The organism is Ruegeria sp. HKCCD6647-2, from assembly GCF_057221075.1.
Map to the genome: position 1 here is coordinate 14,117 of NZ_JBWVBD010000012.1, position 16,115 is coordinate 30,231.

Annotated in this window: 14 protein-coding genes; 5 read left to right on the forward strand and 9 right to left on the reverse strand. The window is 59.0% G+C overall.

Annotation, left to right across the window (positions count from 1 at the left end):
- Positions 1 to 93: 93 nt before the first annotated feature.
- The 3 genes from AC2TDJ_RS20285 (at position 94) to AC2TDJ_RS20295 (ending at position 2,060) form a co-directional block, all read left to right on the forward strand.
- Positions 94 to 381, forward strand: a complete 288-nt coding sequence (locus AC2TDJ_RS20285; protein WP_010442901.1) for an HU family DNA-binding protein — start codon at positions 94 to 96, stop codon at positions 379 to 381.
- A gap of 175 nt (positions 382 to 556) precedes the next feature.
- Positions 557 to 946 carry a GFA family protein gene (locus tag AC2TDJ_RS20290; RefSeq protein ID WP_480844496.1) on the forward strand — a complete coding sequence of 130 codons (390 nt, stop codon included), beginning with the start codon at positions 557 to 559 and terminating at the stop codon, positions 944 to 946.
- Between the two features lie 226 nt (positions 947 to 1,172).
- Positions 1,173 to 2,060, forward strand: a complete 888-nt coding sequence (locus AC2TDJ_RS20295) for a DMT family transporter (protein WP_480844497.1) — start codon at positions 1,173 to 1,175, stop codon at positions 2,058 to 2,060.
- On the opposite strand, the gene AC2TDJ_RS20300 is transcribed toward AC2TDJ_RS20295, so the two are convergent.
- A complete protein-coding gene (locus AC2TDJ_RS20300) occupies positions 2,036 to 2,557 on the reverse strand; it encodes a glutathione peroxidase (protein ID WP_480844498.1) in 522 nt (173 codons plus the stop codon). The two genes, AC2TDJ_RS20295 and AC2TDJ_RS20300, sit on opposite strands and share 25 nt — an antisense overlap.
- Before the next feature lie 145 nt (positions 2,558 to 2,702).
- On the opposite strand from AC2TDJ_RS20300, the gene msrB reads away from it, so the two are divergent.
- On the forward strand, positions 2,703 to 3,152 hold the full coding sequence (msrB, locus tag AC2TDJ_RS20305; protein WP_480844499.1) for a peptide-methionine (R)-S-oxide reductase MsrB: 450 nt from the start codon (positions 2,703 to 2,705) through the stop codon (positions 3,150 to 3,152).
- Complete coding sequence (gene msrA, locus AC2TDJ_RS20310) at positions 3,149 to 3,661, forward strand: peptide-methionine (S)-S-oxide reductase MsrA (RefSeq protein ID WP_480844500.1); 513 nt, start codon at positions 3,149 to 3,151, stop codon at positions 3,659 to 3,661. Before msrB ends, msrA begins: the two co-directional genes overlap by 4 nt.
- A 26-nt stretch (positions 3,662 to 3,687) precedes the next feature.
- Here msrA and AC2TDJ_RS20315 read toward each other — a convergent pair whose 3' ends face one another.
- The 8 genes from AC2TDJ_RS20315 to AC2TDJ_RS20350 all read right to left on the reverse strand — a co-directional run bounded on the left by AC2TDJ_RS20315 (position 3,688) and on the right by AC2TDJ_RS20350 (position 15,950).
- Entirely contained in the window at positions 3,688 to 5,691 is a 2,004-nt protein-coding gene (locus tag AC2TDJ_RS20315; RefSeq protein WP_480844501.1) for a hydantoinase/oxoprolinase family protein, read from the reverse strand.
- Between the two features lie 71 nt (positions 5,692 to 5,762).
- Positions 5,763 to 6,800: a tRNA epoxyqueuosine(34) reductase QueG gene (queG, locus tag AC2TDJ_RS20320; protein ID WP_480844502.1), complete on the reverse strand. Its 1,038-nt coding sequence runs from the start codon at positions 6,798 to 6,800 to the stop codon at positions 5,763 to 5,765.
- A 78-nt stretch (positions 6,801 to 6,878) separates the two neighbouring features.
- Entirely contained in the window at positions 6,879 to 7,544 is a 666-nt protein-coding gene (gene fzlA / locus AC2TDJ_RS20325) for an FtsZ-binding protein FzlA (protein WP_480844503.1), read from the reverse strand.
- 59 nt (positions 7,545 to 7,603) lie between these two features.
- Complete coding sequence (gene mtgA / locus AC2TDJ_RS20330) at positions 7,604 to 8,344, reverse strand: monofunctional biosynthetic peptidoglycan transglycosylase (protein WP_480844504.1); 741 nt, start codon at positions 8,342 to 8,344, stop codon at positions 7,604 to 7,606.
- A 39-nt stretch (positions 8,345 to 8,383) separates the two neighbouring features.
- Positions 8,384 to 9,334, reverse strand: coding sequence for a Hint domain-containing protein (locus tag AC2TDJ_RS20335; protein WP_480844505.1), 951 nt, complete (start codon positions 9,332 to 9,334; stop codon positions 8,384 to 8,386).
- 185 nt (positions 9,335 to 9,519) lie between these two features.
- Positions 9,520 to 14,052, reverse strand: coding sequence for a glutamate synthase large subunit (gene gltB / locus AC2TDJ_RS20340; protein ID WP_480844506.1), 4,533 nt, complete (start codon positions 14,050 to 14,052; stop codon positions 9,520 to 9,522).
- Positions 14,049 to 14,486: a GFA family protein gene (locus AC2TDJ_RS20345; RefSeq protein WP_480844507.1), complete on the reverse strand. Its 438-nt coding sequence runs from the start codon at positions 14,484 to 14,486 to the stop codon at positions 14,049 to 14,051. Before AC2TDJ_RS20345 ends, gltB begins: the two co-directional genes overlap by 4 nt.
- A gap of 30 nt (positions 14,487 to 14,516) precedes the next feature.
- Positions 14,517 to 15,950: an NAD(P)-dependent oxidoreductase gene (locus tag AC2TDJ_RS20350; protein ID WP_480844508.1), complete on the reverse strand. Its 1,434-nt coding sequence runs from the start codon at positions 15,948 to 15,950 to the stop codon at positions 14,517 to 14,519.
- Between the last annotated feature and the right edge of the window lie 165 nt (positions 15,951 to 16,115).

Consider the following 16,115-nt stretch of genomic DNA (forward strand, 5'->3'; position numbering starts at 1 on the left):
TTCGACGCTACTATTCGTTGTGTTCACTCACAATATCCCGTTACAGTTACGCGGTGAGGCCCAAATTATCGGGCACGTTAAGGAGACCAAGAAATGGCAAAGCCTATGACAAAGACTCAGCTGGTTGCTGCTCTCGCTGAGGAAATGGGAACCGACAAGAAATCCGCAAACGCGGCACTTGAGGCCATGACCGGCCTGATCACCCGCGAAGTGTCGGCCGGCGGTGCAGTGACCCTGCCCGGTGTCGGCAAGATCTACTGCCGTGAACGCCCCGAGCGCATGGTTCGCAACCCCGCAACTGGCGAGCAGTTCAAGAAGGAAGCTGACAAAGTGGTCAAGATGACCATCGCGAAAGCCCTGAAGGACAGCGTGAACGGTTGACATCAGCCGACATTGCAAAACGATTGAGGGCCGCCTTTCGGGGGCCCTTTTTCGTTGCATAGCAGAAAGACCCATCGGCCCGCGCCGAAGGAGGCGACTGGTGGTTTTGTTGAAAGGCAAATTCAGGATAGGTTTGTAACCTGTTTGGGAACTACCGAGTGATGAAAGGCACGACATGGACCGCTATACCGGAAGCTGCGTATGCGGAAACGTTCGCTTCGTCGCGTCAGGGGACCCGCTCAGGGTGGGGATATGCCACTGCCTGAATTGTCGAAAACACCACGGTGCCTTGTTTTATGCGGCCGCAATATACCCTGATGAGGCGGTCGAAATAAAGGGGCAGAGCCGAAGCTACGAAGGGCGCCACTTTTGTCCCAATTGCGGCGCGTCGGTCTTCGCCCAAAGCGGCAGGGAAATCGAGCTGCATTTGGGTTCGCTGGATCAGCCCAACCGATTCAAGCCGACCTATGAAAGCTGGTGCATACGCAGGGAAGGTTGGCTGCCTCAATTCCCGGGATTGAAACAATTTGAACGGGATCGGACCGGTGCCACAACCAAGGATTGACATATGCGACCATAAAGCCGCCTGCCTGCGTTTCGGAACGCATCAGTGAATCCTCTGAATCACGTGAAAACTCAAGATGTGCCCTCTCGGACATCTTTTTTGATCTTGGTGTCTGAATTTCAGCCTAAGGCGACCTAGAAACAGGAAATGCGCCGTTCTTGCAGTGCGGTGCTTGCAGGCAACCGGAAAATCGGGAACAGTCCCGGTGGTTTGACAGGGGGTCTCCATGGATCTGCGCGCCATAGCCATGGGGCTTATATTTGCGTTTATCTGGTCTTCGGCGTTTACCTCGGCACGGATCATTGTTGCGGACGCGTCGCCACTGTTTTCGCTGGCCGTCCGGTTTCTGATCTCTGGTCTGCTGGGCGTGCTGATTGCGCGGGCTATGGGCCAAAGCTGGCGCCTGACCCGCGGCCAATGGCGCGCCACCATCATTTTCGGAATTTGCCAGAACGCCCTTTATTTGGGTCTGAACTTTTACGCGATGCAAACGGTCGAAGCGTCGGTCGCAGCCATCATTGCATCGACCATGCCGCTGCTGGTTGCGCTGGCCGGTTGGCTGTTTCTGGGCGAACGGTTGAGGCCTATCGGGTTGATCGGCTTATTGGGCGGCTTTGCAGGTGTTGCCTTGATCATGAGCAGCCGGATCAATGCCGGCATAGACCTGTTCGGTGTTGCACTGTGTGGTATCGGCGCATTGGCTCTGACCTTTGCAACCTTGTCCGTGCGCGGAGCCACCTCGGGCGGGAATTTCATGATGGTTGTCGGGCTGCAGATGTTCATAGGCTCGGCCGTTCTGTTTGTTGCCGCACCCTTGTTTGAGACGATCTACATCCATCCGACGGTACCATTGGCATTGGCCTTCACCTACACCACGCTGTTCCCGGGCTTGCTTGCCACTTTGATATGGTTCCTGTTGCTGAACCGGATTGGTCCTGTCCGAGCCGCAACGTTTCATTTCTTGAACCCGGTCTTTGGTGTGGCGATCGCGGCGGTCCTTCTGGGCGAAAAGCTGGGCCCGATGGACGTGCTGGGTGTGGCTGTCACCACGATCGGCATTCTGGCAGTGCAACTGGCCCGTCAGCCGGTTCAGGGAAGCAGAGCCTCGATCTGACGTAACAGATTGGGGGCGTCCGGCCTGGTGGCGGAACCATAGGTTGCAACGACCGAACCCTGCGCATCGACTAGTATCTTGTTGAAGTTCCAGCTGGGAACAAATCCGGTGTCCGCAGCGACCGCCTTGTAGAACGGGTGTGCGTCAGGCCCCTTGACCTCCGTGATATCCGTCATCGGCAGGGTCAGGCCATAGTTCATTTCGCAGAACTCTTTGACCTCGTCTGCGGAACCTAACTCCTGATTGAAAGAATCCGACGGTACGGCCAGAACCACCAACCCACGGTCAGAATAGGTGTCGTGCATCTTCTGCAGATCTGCGTACTGACCGGTGAACCCGCATTGCGACGCCGTATTCACCACCAGAACAGGTTGGCCACGCCAGTCTTCCATCGACAGGTATCCGCCGTCGATCGAGTCAAACACTCCGGATACCGGGGCCGCCTGAACGGCTCGGCCGATCAACAGTAGCGCAGTCAGTAAAAGCAGTCGGTACATGTCGCATCCTCCCTTTCTGAAGTCTACGCGCCTACCCGGCTTTCGGATCATTAGCACATGCGCGCGAGGCGTTTGAAATATGATTTTGATTTCCGAACAATTGTGCCCAAATAGTGCATCAACGAATGCAAAACGCGGAGGAGCCATGACTCGTTACACCAAGGACCCCGAGGCCATCGCCGCCCTCTCACCCGAGGAATTCCATGTCACGCAGCGCAGCGGCACGGAACGCCCCGGCACTGGCAAGCTGCTAAACAACAAGGAGCCCGGGATTTACGTCGATATCGTTTCGGGTGAGCCGCTGTTCGCCTCGACCCATAAATACGAATCCGGGTGTGGCTGGCCCAGTTTCACCAAACCCATCGTCCACGAACATGTAGAAGAGTTTCAGGACCGGACGCTGGGCATGATCCGCACCGAAGTCCGCTCGAAACACGGGGACAGCCATCTGGGCCATGTGTTTCCCGACGGCCCGCGCGAACATGGCGGACTGCGTTACTGCATCAACTCCGCCGCGCTGCGGTTCATCCATCGTGACGATATGGAGGCCGAAGGCTACGGCGAATACCTGATCCATGTGGAGGAAATCCAATGACCGAAGAACGTGCTGTTCTGGCCGGGGGCTGTTTCTGGGGCATGCAGGACCTGATCCGCAAGCTGCAGGGCGTATCCCGCACTCGCGTCGGCTATACCGGCGGCGATGTACCCAATGCCACTTACCGCAACCATGGCACACATGCCGAGGGGATCGAGATATGGTTTGACCCGTCGCAGATACCCTATCGTAAGCTGCTCGAGTTCTTCTTCCAGATCCACGATCCGACGACAGTGAACCGGCAGGGCAACGATATCGGCATGAGCTATCGGTCCGCGATCTACTACGTTGACGATACTCAGAAACAGGTTGCGCTGGACACCATTGCGGATGTCGATGCCAGCGGTATCTGGCCGGGTAAGGTGGTAACCGAGGTGGAGCCTGTTAGTGACTTCTGGGAGGCCGAGCCCGAGCATCAAGACTATCTGGAACGTATTCCCAACGGCTACACCTGCCATTTCCCGCGCCCGGACTGGGTTTTGCCCAAACGTGCGGACGCGGCGGAATAGCAAGGGGATTGCTTAGTTAGGCCAAGTCAGCCGGCGGCAACCCGTGGCCGGCCGCTGGCTTCGACTGTAACCAGTGCTTCGACAAAAACCTCCTGGCCCTCGATCTGAGCCTTGCGGATATCGCGGTCGACCAGAACGCGAATATCTTCAGCACCCGCCTCGCGAACGGATTGCGTGGTCGCATCCCGCAGGACGGTTTCCAACAGCGTCAGCGCTTCGTCCGGCGTCGGGAAATCCTGCGGGCCGTCCTCAAGGTGCACACGGTAGCGGCCTTCGGCCGGTGACGTGACCGTGCCCGCCCGACGAAGCGTCAGCCGCCCAACGACGGCCCCGATGGCATTGGCCACCCCGGCATGTTCCGGCAGTATCATGTTGCAGTGCAGCCGATCTGCCACGGCTGGGTAGTAGCTGGGCGCGGACGCCCCCAAACCAACAACATCCACATTCAACGCAGCATCCAGCGCCAGCAGCCCGCGGTGCCGTACCAGACCTTTCTGCATCAGAACATGTCGCGCCAGTTCGTTCGGTGCGGGACCAAAACCATCGGCCTCCTCGGCAAAAGCAGTCTCTAACAAAGTAAAGGCAGTCTGTTCCGTCAGCTGGTCCACGATCATCTGCGCCAGCTCCTCAGGCGTCTTGGCCAGCAATTCACCAGATCCGACCCGCTTGCGCGCGACCAGTTCAAGCGCCTTCAGCGCCGCCGTGCTGTCCCATTCGTTCAACCGCCCCAACACGTGGCTGGCATCCGAAGGCGTCACGCCCGAGACCTGAACGATCCCGCGATCGACCAGCCGGTTCAGCGCACCGTGCTCCATACGGGTCCTCAACAGTTTGCTCAGTGGCAGAACCTGGTCCCCAAGCCTGTCCAGCAAGACAGCTTCGCGCGGACCAACCCCGACAGCCGGAAGACCCGGTACCCTGCGCGCAAATCGCGTGTCATGTTCGCCCACACTGGTCGCACGCAATTGCTCATCCAGCGCTGAATGGACCACGTCCGGAGCCTCGGCCGCAATCAGGGACACCGGCAAAACGCGGCGCGGTCCGAGATAAACGCCTCCATTCAACCCCTGCGTCACAACGTGCACCTGGCTATCACCGCCTAATCCGTGCGTACGCATGGCGACCGCTTCGACCATGGTGCGGAACCCGCCAACCCGGGCTCCGGCCGGATCAATCGCTGGCTTGCCGTCCCGGATCAGTGCAACATCGGTTGTGGTGCCGCCGATATCGGAGACCAGCGCATTCTCCGCCCCCGTCAGCCACCGAGCCCCCACGATCGAGGCGGCTGGCCCGCTGAGAATCGTCTCAATCGGCCGTTCCCGCGCCTGTTCCGCGCTCATCAGGGCACCATCCCCGCGCACGACCATCATCGGAGCTTCGATGCCAAGATCCCGCAATCTGTCCTGCGCACGCCCAATCAGCCGGTCGATCATGCCGATCAGCCGTGCGTTCAGCACAGCCGTGACCGCCCGTTTAGGGCCATTCAACTTGGCCGAAAGATGGTGTGAGCAGGTTACCGGCACACCGGTTTTTTCAGTGATGATCCGTGCAACTTCCAGCTCATGCGCCGGGTTACGCGTGGCGAACTGTGCGGCAACCGCATAACCGGAAATGCCCTCATCAGACTCTAGAAACGCCTCCAGCGCGGCAACATCCAGCGGCGCGGATTCTGCGCCCGAATGGTTGTGGCCACCGGCCAGCACAAGGGCGGGATCGCCCTTCAACACCTCGGCCAGCCCATGCCTTTCAAGATCAGCCTCGCGAAACCCGACATAAATCAGGGCAACGCGCCCGCCCTGCCCTTCGACCAGCGCATTCGTGGCCAGCGTTGTCGAAAGCGACGCAAGCGCAATCTGATCCGGCGAAATCCCAGAGGTCTCTAACACAGCGGAAATCGCCTTTCCGACGCCGATCGCCAGATCTGCCCTTGTCGTCAGGGACTTCGCCGAGGCAATCACCTCTTTCTCGTCCCGGATCAGCACCGCATCCGTATAGGTTCCACCAGTATCAACCCCCAAAGCCAGCGCCATCGGGTCCTCCATCTGTTCGCGTAGATCGGGTGTAGCGGTTAATCGCGGCGCGTCCAGCCTGTTTGCGGCATTTATGACAACTGTTCCACCGCCCAGCGCGCTGCATCCGCAACGGCAGGGTCCGGATCCGAAGCCAGAGCTTGAGCGGATGGCAACAGAGCAGCGGTTCCAGAGTTGCCGATCGCATACAGCACGTTCCGAACAAATCGATCCCGGCCTATCCGCTTGACAGAGGACCCCGAGAACAAAGCCCGAAACCCGGCATCATCCAATTCAGACAACTCCGCCAGCCGCGGCGCCTTCAGGTCATCGCGGGCGGCATAGCGCATGTCACTCGCCGCGACGGCAAACTTGTTCCATGGGCATGCCGCAAGGCAATCGTCACAACCGTATATCCGGTTGCCCAACAAGGGACGCAATTCCTCATCCACAGGTCCCTTGTGCTCTATCGTCAGATACGAAATGCACCGCCGCGCATTCAGTTGGTATGGGGCCGGAAACGCATCCGTCGGGCACGCATCCAGACAGGCGCGACACGATCCACAGTGATCAACTTCCGCCAGGTCCGACGGCAGGTCCAGCGTCGTGAAAACAGACCCTATGAAGGCCCAGTTCCCCCAATCGCGGCTTAACAGATTCGTATGCTTTCCCTGCCAACCCAAACCCGCCGCATGACCCAGCGCCTTCTCCGGAACCGGGGCTGTGTCGACAAAAACCTTCACTTCGCCGCCTGCCTCGGCGATCAACCACCGGGCCAGTCGCTTCAGCCGTTTCTTGACCAGGTCGTGGTAATCCTTGTTCTGAGCGTAGACGGAAATTGCGCCCAGCTCGGGATGGTTCAAAATCTCTGTCGGATCATGGTTGGGGGTATAGCTTTCCGCCAGCATGATCACAGACTGTGCCTCAGGCCACAGCGCTGCCGGATCACCGCGCCAATGAGTCCGCTCGGCCATCCATTCCATTTGACCGTGAAATCCGGCCTGCAGGAACGCTTCAAGCCGCGCCGGTACTTGTGGCACATCCCAGGGCCTGCAAATGCGGCAGGACACAAACCCTTCGGACACAGCCTGCGCCACAAGCCTTTCTTTCAATTCCGATCCGTTCTTCATCTGGCCCAAAATATCCTCGGGGGTGAATTGGCCCGACGGGCCAAGAGGGGGCAGACAGCCCCCTTCCCCTCTATCCTATCAGAAATCCAGATCAGCATAATGCGGCGGTGGCCGAAATCCGGGAACCTGATCCGCCAAAATCGAACGAAACGCCGGGCGGGATTTGATCTTGGCGTACCAATCCTTGACGGCCGAGCTGCGGTTCCAATCCACGTCCGAGATGTAATCCAGCGCCGACAAATGCGCCGCAGCGGCAAAATCCGCCAGCGTCATCTGATCCCCCGCCAGCCAGCGCCGCTGATCCAGAAGCCACGCCATATAATCCAGATGATACTTGATCGCCCGCGCACCTTCCTTGACATTTTTACTGTCAGGATAGCCCTGCCCGGTCACCTTCTTGTTGACCCGCTCGTACAAGAGCTTCGATGTCACCTCGTGGTGGAACTTGTCATCAAACCACCCCACCAGGCGCCGAACTTCATATCTGGCTTCGGGCCGGTTCGGCATCAAAGGCGGTTCGGGGCGGGTTTCCTCGATGTATTCGCAGATCGCCGCGCTTTCCGACATGACGCGGCCGTCCAACCGCAAAACAGGCACTTTGCCGGCCGGGTTCCGGCGCAGAAAATCCGGGTCCTGTTCCCAATATCTTTCTTCAACCAGTTCGACCTCAATCTTCTTTTCGGCCAGGGACAGGCGAACTTTTCGGCAGTAGGGGGACAGGGGAACGTGAAACAGACGCGCCATGGATTTCCAATCGAACCAGTGAATACCTTTCCAGCTTTAGCCTTTGACGGGCTGAGGTTTCAATCCTCGAAACATTCGGCGCGACCATCTGCGCGGATGGTGGCCGCCCCGTCCAGAATGGACGCCGCCCGTCTGCGTGTTCTGGCGGAAGGGTCGGTGACCGATCTGTTACGCGGCGACGGAAGTATCGCTGCCAGCCGCGCGGCCTGAACCGGCGACAGCTTGGCCGCACTGACGCCAAAGTAGCGTTGCGCTGCGGCCTCGACCCCAAAAATGCCCTGGCCGGTCTCTGCAACGTTCAGATAGACCTCGAGGATACGCTGTTTGCTCCACAACAGTTCGACGACGGGCGTCATGGATGTCTCAAGCGCCTTGCGCATCCAACTGCGACCCTGCCAGAGGAATACGTTTTTGACGACCTGCTGGGAAATCGTCGATGCTCCCCGCGCGCCACCGTCCTCCAGCGCGTCGCGAATGGCCTCGACATCGAATCCCCAATGAAGACAGAAATTCGCATCTTCAGCCGCAACGACGGATCGGGTCATGATGGGGGAAATCTCTTCGATCGGAACCCAATCGCGTTCGACTCTTCCCAATCGGCGCCATTCCGACCAGATGGTATGCGTTACCGGAGGGTTCACGACCGAATACAACAATACCAACGCCACAAAAAAGGCGGCCACACCCAAGGCGATCCGCGTCAGCCAGAATCGAATCCGGCGACCCAGCGGCATGCTCGTTTTTTTCTTTGTTGCCTTGCTTTTTTTACCGCGAGACTTGCGGGCTGCTTTCTGTGCCATGACCTTGCTATACGCCGCGTCGCGACCGTTTGGAACGGCTTAAATCGCGATCAGCCGGCCTTCCCGAGGGTGGACCACCGGCCGGGCGGTTTTCAGATCGACTATATTGGAGCGATCAAGTTCCGGGAACAACGCCAGAATTTCCGCCTGCGTGCGACGCTCGGGTTGCGATACCGCGTGGCCGGGGTAGTAGCTTTCAGTCTTGGCACCGTTGGCGACAACAATCTCGTGTTGGGAAAACAGCAGATGGTAATATTCGACCGTGCCGCCTTCGACGTACGTCACGGTATCTCCGTTGATCATGCAATGTGCAGCGATCAGCACCTCGGGCTCACCATACAGGTACTGCGCGCGCCAGTCGTCGATCAGCATCCGATGTTGCGGAGAGACCAAAAGCGGCTGTGTCAGCCCGAACATGCCGGCCTCAAACCGAACAGGCGCAAACTTTCCCTCGGCCGCAACTTTCGTCTGCCCAACCCACAACAAGGGCTGCGGCCCCCTGTCCTGAGTGTTCACCAGATCACCTGCCTTTAGATCTTCAACCAGGCGCAGTCCATCGGGAGTGTCGATCAGCGTTCCGGGCGTAAAGCAGGGGGGACCAAGATCGCCGCCAGCGACGTCCACCGACCCGAATGATCCCCCGGTGTCGCTAGTATCTGTGAATGAGGAAGAAACGAATGTCCCTTCCTGCAGAACCTGCCCATCTGTTGGTGTAAAAACCTCGCGCCCGTCAGCCAGATAGAATGTCACCCCGGTATAGGTAACCTGCGTCCCGCCCGGCAATTGGATGGTGACCATATCGTCGAAATACGAAGCGGTGATATCAGACCCGTCGACCGAGTCGCCGTTCAACCGGTTAATCAATCCATTGTCATTCTGATCCACAAGATCGAACTTCGAGACTGTGAGCGTCGACCCCGGCACGGTCCCGTTGGCCCCGGGATTGGCGGGGTCGAGGACAAAGAACTGGTCCGTATAGGTTGTGGGCATCTGAACATTCCACTTCGCTCACGTCATCAAGGCCTGACCTTGACCGGATTTCCCAAAGAAACTGTGACCAAAGCTAGGCGTTTTTTGTCGAACTGGGCAAGAAATAGCGATCAGAATGCGCAAATTACGAAACCCCGCGTGTTGCTCAGGACACGCGGGGTTTCGCTTTCTGGGTCGATAAACGGCTATTCTGCAGGAACGGCCGTCGCTGCAATCGACAGCGGATGGCTCAGCTTGTCCAACATCTCTTTCGGGCAAACCTGCAGAAAATGGCCTTTCTCGACATCCCAATGCTGCAGAATGTCGACTGCCTTACGGCTGCCGGTTTCTGAAACATGGCGCTGGATCAGGGTTTTCAGCTGATCTTCCCAGTGATCTACGGTCACGGGGCAGGTCACCAGCGTCTCCATGTTCATCAGCAGTTGCGCCTTGCCCTCGGGGTCGTAGAGATAGGCCATACCCCCGGTCATGCCCGCGCCAAAGTTGGCGCCGATGTCCCCCAGGATCACGGCCACGCCGCCCGTCATGTACTCACAACCGTTCGAGCCGCATCCCTCGATCACCACCGTCGCGCCCGAGTTTCGAACAGCAAACCGTTCTCCGGCACGTCCCGCGGCAAACAGGTGACCATCGGTTGCACCGTACAGAACCGTGTTGCCTATGATCGTGTTGTCGTCCGCTTTCAGCGGGCTGACCTGCGGCGGACGGACAACGATGGTTCCGCCCGACAGGCCCTTGCCGACATAGTCGTTGGCATCGCCCGACACTTCCAGTTTGAGCCCGGGTGCCGCAAAGGCCCCCAGCGATTGCCCGGCCGAACCCTGTAGTTTCACATGCAGGTGGTCATCCTGAAACGTGTTCCGCATCCCGAAATTCTTGACGATATGGCTCGATGTGCGGGTACCTACGGTCCGGTGCGTGTTCTGGATCGCATAAGACAGCTGCATCTTTTCACCATCCTTCAGGAACCGGGCAGCATCGCGCACGATCTCGGCGTCCAGCGTATCAGGCACCGCATTGCGGTCCTTGTCGCGATCGTAAACGATATTGGCCGAGCCATCGACGGTGATCAGCAGCGGGTTCAGGTCCAGATCGTCCAGATGCGCCGAACCCCGGCTGACCTGAGCCAACAGATCAGCCCGGCCGATGATCTCGTCAATCGATCGCGCGCCGAGGCTGGCCAGCAATTCACGCACTTCCTGTGCGTAGAAGGTGATCAGGTTCACCACCTTGTCCGCGTTGCCGGTGAACTTGGCCCGCAAGGATTCGTCCTGCGTACACACACCAACCGGGCAGGTGTTCGACTGGCACTGACGCACCATGATACAGCCCATCGCGATAAGGGCGGCGGTCCCGATGCCGTATTCCTCGGCCCCCATCATCGCAGCCATGACGATGTCACGACCCGTGCGCAGGCCGCCGTCGGTCCGCAAGGTCACGCGGTCGCGCAGGTTGTTCATCGCCAGAACCTGATGCGCCTCGGTCAGGCCCATCTCCCACGGCAGACCGGCATATTTAATGCTGGTCGCTGGCGAGGCACCGGTGCCGCCATTGTGACCCGAAATAAGGATAATATCCGCTTTCGCCTTGGCCACACCGGCTGCAATCGTGCCAACCCCCGACGACGCAACCAGCTTGACCGTCACCTTGCAGCGCGGGTTGATCTGTTTCAGGTCGTAGATCAGCTGCGCCAGATCCTCGATCGAGTAGATATCGTGGTGCGGCGGCGGCGAGATCAGGGTCACGCCCTTGGTCGAGTGCCGCAGACGCGCGATCAGGTCGGTGACCTTCATGCCCGGCAGCTGACCGCCCTCACCGGGTTTCGCACCCTGCGCAACCTTGATCTCCAGCTCTTCACACTGGTTCAGGTATTCGGCGGTCACACCGAACCGGCCCGAGGCCACCTGTTTGATCTTGGCCGATGGGTTGTCGCCATTGGGTTCCGGCACGAAATGCGCCGGGTCTTCGCCGCCCTCGCCCGAGTCGGACTTGGCACCGATCCGGTTCATCGCCACGTTCAGCGTCTTGTGCGCCTCGGGGCTCAGCGCGCCGAGCGACATGCCTGGCGTCACGAACCGTTTGCGTATCGATGTGATGGACTCCACCTCCTCCAGCGGGATCGGTTTGCCCAGCGGTTTGAAATCCATCAGGTCACGCAGATGAATCGGCGGGTTGGACTGCATCTTGGCCGAATACTGCTTCCACAGCTCATATGAGGCTCTGTTACAGGCCATTTGCATCATATGCATCGAGGTGGCTTCCCAGGCATGGGTCTCGCCAGATTGACGTGCCTTGTAGAAACCACCAATAGGCAGCACGTCCAGACCGCTGTTCCAGCCCTTGGCGTGAATCTCTTCCGCCTTGACCCGGATACCATGGATACCAATACCCGAAATGCGGCTTGTCATACCCGGGAAATATTCGGCCACCATGGCGCGGCTCAGACCAACGGCCTCAAAATTCAGACCGCCGCGGTAGGACGAAACAACCGAAATACCCATCTTCGCCATGATCTTGAGCAGGCCCTGGTCGATGGCTTCACGGTAGCGCGCGACATTCTCGGTCAGTGTGCCGTCCAGCAAACCACGCTCGATTCGGTCCGCCAGCGAATCCTCTGCCAGATACGCATTCACAACGGTCGCACCACAACCGATCAGCACCGCGAAGTAATGCGGGTCGATACACTCAGCAGACCGCACGTTGAGCGAGCAGAACGTGCGCAAGCCTTTGCGTGTCAGATGGCTGTGCACGGCGCTGGTCGCCAGGATCATTGGCATCGCCACCTTGCCCGGACCGGAATGATGGTCCGTCAGGACCAGATGTCCGGCGCCCGAGCGTACGGCCTCCTCGGCTTCAGCTCTGATACGGGTCAATGCGGTGTCCAATGCGCCTTCGCCGGACTCAAAGGTACAATCGATCTCGGCCAGCGGAGAATTGAAGTTTTCGACCAGCCGTTCCCATTGCGCGTTGCCGACAAAAGGGCTCTCCAGCACGATGATTTCGGTCTGGCTGCTGTCCTCATCCAGCACGTTCTTGAGGTTGCCGAACCGTGTCTTCAAAGACATCACACGATATTCGCGCAAGCTGTCGATCGGCGGGTTCGTCACCTGGCTGAAGTTCTGGCGGAAAAAGTGGCTGAGCGGGCGGTATTGCTTGGACAGCACCGCCGAGGGCGTGTCATCGCCCATCGAGGCCAGCGCCTCTTTCCCGTCTTCAGCCATCGGAGCCAGAATCTGCTCCAGTTCCTCGACCGAATACCCTGCCGCAATCTGGCGCTTGCGCAGTTCTTCACCTGTAAACAGCGGCTGTTCGATCACGCCGGCCAGCGTGTCGTCGAGATCATTGATCTTTCCGACCCATTCGCCAAACGGCAACGCGCGCGCCAGTTTATTCTTGATTTGCGTGTCGCGGAACAGCTTGCCCTTTTTCATGTCCACGGCCAGCATCTGACCCGGACCCAGTGCGCCTTTCTCGACCACGGTGGCCTCATCGATCGGCACCATGCCCGCCTCGGACCCGGCGATCACCAGCCCGTCACCCGTTACCACATAGCGCATCGGGCGCAGACCGTTCCGATCCAACCCAGCGCACACCCAGCGCCCATCCGTCATCGCCAGCGCTGCGGGGCCGTCCCACGGCTCCATCACCGAATTGCAGTACGAATACATGTCGCGCCAGGCCTGTGGCAGCTCGACCGCCTGCTTGGACCAGCTTTCCGGCACCAGCATGGTTTTCGCCATCGGCGCCGAGCGACCAGCGCGCACCAAAACCTCGAAAACCGAGTCTAATGCGGCGGAATCCGACGACCCGCCGGCAATGATGGGCTTGATGTCTTCCGCGTGATCACCAAAGGACGCCGACGCCATGCGGATCTCATGGCTTTTCATCCAGTTGATATTGCCCTTCAGCGTGTTGATCTCGCCGTTATGCGCCAGCATGCGGAACGGCTGCGCCAGCCACCATTGCGGAAAGGTGTTGGTGGAATAGCGCTGGTGATAGATGGCAAAGGCGCTTTCGAACCGATCGTCCATCAGGTCGGGGTAGAAGACGGCGACCTGCTCGGCCAGCATCATGCCCTTGTAGATGATCGACCGGCAGCTCAGCGAGGCGAGGTAGAGGCCAGAGATTCCGGCTGCGGCTGCGGCCTTTTCGATCCGACGGCGGATCACATAAAGCTCACGCTCGAAGGTTTCCTCATCCACGCCCTTGGAATTCGAGATCAAAATCTGCTCGATCTCGGGACGGGTCGCATTGGCCTTTTCCCCCAGACAGGTCACATCCACCGGCACATGACGCCAGCCATAGATGTAGTAGCCCATCCGCAGCACTTCGGTTTCCACGATGGTCCGGCACTGCTCCTGCGCGCCGAAATCGGTACGGGGCAAAAAGACCTGACCAACTGCGATCAACTCGTTCATGCGCGGCTCGTGACCGGTACGGCGTATCTGGTCATAGAAGAAAGGCGCCGGGATCTGCACATGGATGCCCGCGCCGTCGCCTGTCTTGCCATCGGCGTCTACTGCACCGCGGTGCCAGATCGCCTTCAGCGCATCGATACCGGCGTCGACAACCTTGCGCGACGCCTTGCCATCGACCGAAACAACAAGACCCACACCGCAGGAAGAATGCTCTTCTTCCTCGGAATAGAGACCGTTTTCCGCCATCCACTTTCGCTTGGCTTCTTCCGCCCGCACCCAATCGGCATCGTATTTGGTCATTGGCTGTCTCCTTCTTCGGATGGGGCAAACATGGCTTCGACTTGCGTCTTGGTCATCTGCTTGCGCTCGCCCGCGAACGCATACCCCTCGGGCTTTTTGTCGATGTAGAGTTCTAGTTTCAGTTGGCTGCCGGTACCGTTTTCGAACAGCCCCGCGGCCATTTGGGTCTGGCCGTGCATCTCGCCCGGCAAAGTGATCCGATACCACAAGGACGAGCCGCATTCGCCGCAAAAGGCGCGCTCGGCCCATTCGGACGAAGTGAAGGTTTTTACCGGTCCCAATGCGGCGTAACCGGGCTCGGCCGGGAATGTCACCAGCATCGAGCTGGTCCAACGGCGGCACTGGTCGCAATGGCACGCCCCCAGCACATTTTTCGCCGGGGTGGCGGTCACAGTGACCGCGCCGCACATGCATTGACCTTGCAATTCGGGCATTCCTGACCCTCCTGTCGCTGGACTGTGGGGTTACTCGGCTGCCACGGCAGCCTTGCTGTTGAACCGGTCGATAATTGCGTCGGCGCAATCCCGGCCGTCGCGAATGGCCCAAACCACCAGCGAGGCGCCACGCACGATATCACCGATGGCATAGACGCCGTCCATCTCGGTCTCACCGGTTTGGAACGCGGCCTTGACAGTGCCCCAACGGGTCACAGGCAAGTCGGGCTGACCGAACAGGGTGGGCAGGTCTTCGGGCTCGAACCCCAGAGCCTTGATGACCAGATCGGCCTCTTCCACGTAATCCGCGCCTTCGATGATCTCGGGGGCCTGACGACCCGACGCATCGGGTTGGCCCAGACGCATCTTTTGCACCATCACACCGGACACTTTGTCATCGCCAGTGAACCCTTTGGGCGCGCTCAGCCATTCGAAGATCACGCCTTCTTCCTCGGCATTCTGCGTCTCACGCTGCGAGCCCGGCATGTTGGCCCGGTCACGACGGTAAAGGCACTTGACCGAGGTCGCGCCCTGACGGACCGAGGTTCGAACGCAGTCCATCGCGGTGTCGCCGCCGCCAATGACGACAACTTTCTTACCTTCGGCGTTCAGCCGGCCATTGTCGAAATCCTCAACTTCGTCGCCAAAGCTTTTGCGGTTCGAGGCGGTCAGGAAATCTATGGCTTTCTCGATACCGGCCAGACCGCTGCCGGGCATGGACAGGTCACGGGACTTGTAGACTCCTGTCGCGATGATCACGGCGTCATGTTTGGTACGGATTTCTTCGAATTTGGTGGCATCCACGTCGCAGTTCAGAACGAATTCAACGCCGCCATCCGCCAGCAGATCGTTGCGGCGCTGGACGATGTCCTTTTCCAGCTTGAAACCCGGAATGCCGTACATCAGCAAGCCACCGGCACGGTCATAGCGGTCATAAACAGTCACCTGGATACCCGCACGACGCAGCATGTCCGCCGCGGCCAGACCTCCCGGGCCACCACCGATGACACCAACGCTTTCGCTGCGCTCGGCAGTCGGTGTCACGGGTTGAATCCAACCTTTGTCCCAGGCCGTGTCGGTGATGTATTTCTCGATCGTACCGATGGTGACAGTACCGTGACCCGACTGTTCAATCACGCAATTGCCTTCGCACAGCCGATCCTGTGGGCAGATACGACCGCAGATCTCGGGGAAAGTGTTGGTGGCCTGGCTGGTTTGATAGGCCTCTTCCAAGCGCCCGGTCGCAGTCAGGCGCAACCAGTCGGGGATGTTATTGTGCAGCGGGCAATGCGACTGACAATATGGCACGCCGCACTGGCTGCAACGGCTGGCCTGCTCGGCCGCCTTTTCAGCCGCGAACTCGGCATAGATTTCGTCAAAGTCTTCCTTGCGGTCATCAGCGGCACGCTTTTCGGGCATGACACGGTCGATCTGCACAAATTTCAGCATCGGTTGCTTGGCCACGGGTCAGACTCCATGAATTGGCTTGGTCGGGTTTCTTTAAGGGATGTCAATTCGAATGAAAAGTCAACTGTACTGACCTAGTTATACGAAAATTCAGTGCGCGACCCCAAAAATGAGAAATGTCTCACAAATTTAGGTCCGATACGGGCCCATATGAATGCTTTT